The sequence below is a fragment of the Robinsoniella sp. genome (genome assembly GCF_034124845.1).
Window position 1 is genome coordinate 1 of the sequence record NZ_JAWYAJ010000204.1, and the last position, 3,228, is coordinate 3,228.

The following is a 3,228-nucleotide window of genomic DNA, read 5'->3' on the forward strand; positions in this document are numbered from 1 at the left end:
GCAGACCTTATCAGCTATTGCCCATTGAAGTATATTATTTAACAATGGACTGCTATTGTGATGTTTTGTTGCTTCAAATCTTAAAATATCCTCCATTTTATGAATATTGTTTCTAAGCTCATTTGATAAACACATTTCAAATTTCTGCTTTAGTTTTAAAGTACTTAGATGAAACGGCGTTTCTGCATATGCGTTTAGAGTCAGCATTGCAAAATACAGGGCATACATTTCATCGATTGTAAAAATAATCGGTGATAGAAGTTTATTCTTTAGTACACCATACCTGCCATTTCGCCCGGGTTCGGAATAGATCGGCATTCCCATTTCTTCCAGCGCTCGGATATCCCTAATTGCAGTACTTTTAGAAATTCCATACTCCTGCATAAGGTCTCTTAAATTAAAGTGATTTTTATCATTAAGAAAAATCATCATATCATTCAAACGTGTTGATTTACGCATATTATCATCCTCTTTCAATTTAATTCATAAATGGTGTCAGATTTTGAAACCAATATATATTATACTATATTCGTATCAACAACTAAAGGAGGAATTTATTATGGAAACACTAAAAGAATTTATAAGGATTATGGATGAGCAAACAGAAATAGCATTAGCAACTAACATTAGTAAAATTTCAAATGTTAGAGTTGTAAATTTTTATTTTAATCCGGATAATAATATCTTATATTTTACAACTTTCAAAAACAATGACAAGGTTAAAGAAATGAAAGCTAATCAAAATGTTGCATTTACTACAATACCACATAACGGAGAAGCTCATGTCAAAGCGAAAGGGATTGCTTACATAAGTAAAAACACGATTTTTGATCTAGCCGATTGCTTTATCAGAAAAATACCGGATTATCAAAGTACAATAGATTATGCCGGAGAATCCTTAATATTATATGAGATAAAATTTGATACAGCTACAGTTACCATGGATTTATCAAATATTGCGACGATTAAATTATAGATCACGTTACCAGAATCTTGGTTACACCGACTAAGTCATCATATATATGAACATGTGCAGTCTGTAAAGTTGTCAGGAAGCAGCCATTTACACTATGAAAGCGAAACAGGGAAGGTAGCCCATATACCGATTGCACCATCATCATTATAACAACTTAAGCAACAAGATGGATAAAGACCTGACTGTAAGGTACTATAACCATAAATATATTGTAGTAGGAAGGAGGAGAAAGAAATGCCAGCAATTGATAATATAAGGTTTACATTCTTGTATATAGGCCTATATTCTATGGGTTCTACGTGGGTTTATCCGAAATCCATGATACCATATAATATGTTCCGTTATATCGTAAAAGGAAAAGCCGAGTTATGTATTGACAATGAGAAAGTGGTGGTAGAGGAAAATCAGATAGTATATATCCCAAGCGGATCTATAATGTCCTGCCAGGCAATCACAGACAGTTTTGAATTCTACAGCATCCGTTTTGCTGCTTCAGTTCTTTATGAAAGCGAAGATATGCTTAAGAAATACTATGGAATACATAGGATAACTAATAATCAGGGTGAGGATATATACTTTAAAGAGATATATAAATGGGTAAAATCAGATCACATCGCCAGAAAGTTTTTCGTGCGTGGTTATCTGGATCTGCTGATAGGCTCATTATCTCTGAGAGGGGAGCATATTGAAAAGGAGGTCGGTGAACTTGGCAGTGAAGACTATGATATAGAAAAGCTGAAAAGCCGAGAGCGTAAGGCAAGCAGGCAGATGGATTCTAGGGTGCAGATTGTAGTGGATTACATCATTTTAAATCCAACAGAGAAATATACTCCTGAGAAAATGGCAAAGTTGGCATCCTTAAGCAAGCAGAGATTCAGCAGTTTGTTTAAAGATAATACGGGAAAAACACCAATGGAATATGTAAGGGAAATCCGCCTTACAACAGCAGCAAGGAAACTGCTGTTAAGTGATAAAAATATCAATGAGATAGCCTATGATGTTGGCTACGAAGATACAAATTATTTTATCAGGAAATTTAAAGCTGCATTTGGATTTACACCAAACCAGTACAGGAAAGTAGCAAAGGAAGGATAGGGCGTGATTGGAGATTCATTGCACCAGCCAGGCACATGAATCCCCAATCACGACCCAGAACAGAATTCACCTTTTATTATTAAGACACGGGGAACAGTTTAAGAATTTAGGAAACTGTTCTCTGTGCCTTTTGCTTTTTAGGGCAAAACAGGACAGCCCTGATGTGGATAAAAGACCTATCGCATATTCAAAGTTTTTGCATGGACTGTGCGGTAAATACACAGCCCTGAACCGAACATTATGTATTATCTTATTAAAAAATAAGTGCGTAGTGCTATTATTGAACCTGTGGTCGGTAGAAATGCATAAAAAAATAGTTTAACATAAATACATAACCAACAAAATAATGACGTCGTTATTAAATCCAAAACAGTTAAAAACAGTTTTGTCAAGGAAGGAGTTATTTATGAAAAGAAAATTGGCTATTTTGCTGATAGGCACAATGCTGGTGTCCAGTATTCTTTCAGGATGCGGGCAGGGAGACAATAAAAGTGATTCCAAAACAGCAGATGTTTCAGGTGAAATGAAGGGTGACATTACCTTCTGGCATTCTTTCACACAGGGGCAGCGTCTTGACGTAATTCAAGCAACCGCGGATCAGTTTATGGAAGAGAATCCAGGAGTCAAAATTACAATCGAAACATTTTCCTGGGGTGACTTTTATACAAAGTGGACAACAGGCTTGGCTTCAGGGAATGTTCCTGACATGAGCACCGCGCTTCCCGGTCACGTAGTAGAGATGATGGATGCAGAGGCATTGGTTACGGTGGATGACCTGATCGATGAAATCGGCAGGGACAGATTTTCAGAATCGGCACTTTCGGAGGGGGAAAAGGACGGATCCTGTTATTCCCTGCCCCTCTATTCACATGCACAGGTTATGTGGTACAGAAAAGACTTGCTTAAGGAAGCCGGTCTTGAAGTGCCCAAGACTTGGAAAGAATTTGCAGAAGCGGCAAAAGCCCTGACAAAAAATGGAGTATATGGATGTTCTTTCCCATGCGGCTCCAATGACCTGATGGGAACCCGTTTCCTGAACTTCTATGTAAGAAGTGGCGGGGGAAGCCTTCTCACAGATGACCTAAAGGCAGATTTAACAAGTGACCTGGCAATTGACGGTATTAATTACTGGCTGGATATTTATAAGAATTGTTCTC

Annotated in this window: 4 protein-coding genes; 3 read left to right on the forward strand and 1 reads right to left on the reverse strand. The window is 37.3% G+C overall.

The features are described from left to right. Positions 1-459: helix-turn-helix transcriptional regulator (locus ACH2DQ_RS09445; protein WP_395026524.1), on the reverse strand; the 459-nt coding region annotated here is incomplete at its 3' end. A gap of 100 nt (positions 460-559) precedes the next feature. Here ACH2DQ_RS09445 and ACH2DQ_RS09450 point away from each other — a divergent pair. The 3 genes from ACH2DQ_RS09450 to ACH2DQ_RS09460 form a co-directional block, all read left to right on the forward strand. Then, positions 560-976: a pyridoxamine 5'-phosphate oxidase family protein gene (locus ACH2DQ_RS09450; RefSeq protein ID WP_394911448.1), complete on the forward strand. Its 417-nt coding sequence runs from the start codon at positions 560-562 to the stop codon at positions 974-976. A 234-nt stretch (positions 977-1,210) separates the two neighbouring features. After that, positions 1,211-2,071 (forward strand): helix-turn-helix domain-containing protein, encoded by an 861-nt coding sequence (locus ACH2DQ_RS09455; protein ID WP_394911447.1) that lies wholly within the window; start codon positions 1,211-1,213, stop codon positions 2,069-2,071. Between the two features lie 406 nt (positions 2,072-2,477). Beyond that, positions 2,478-3,228 (forward strand): ABC transporter substrate-binding protein (locus ACH2DQ_RS09460; RefSeq protein WP_395026526.1); only part of this gene is annotated, 751 nt, incomplete at its 3' end.

Bases quoted from the DNA above. Each gene is read 5' to 3' on its own strand.
- ACH2DQ_RS09450 (WP_394911448.1), top strand. From the start codon at position 560: ATGGAAACACTAAAAGAATTTATAAGGATTATGGATGAGCAAACAGAA.
- ACH2DQ_RS09455 (WP_394911447.1), top strand. From the start codon at position 1,211: ATGCCAGCAATTGATAATATAAGGTTTACATTCTTGTATATAGGCCTA.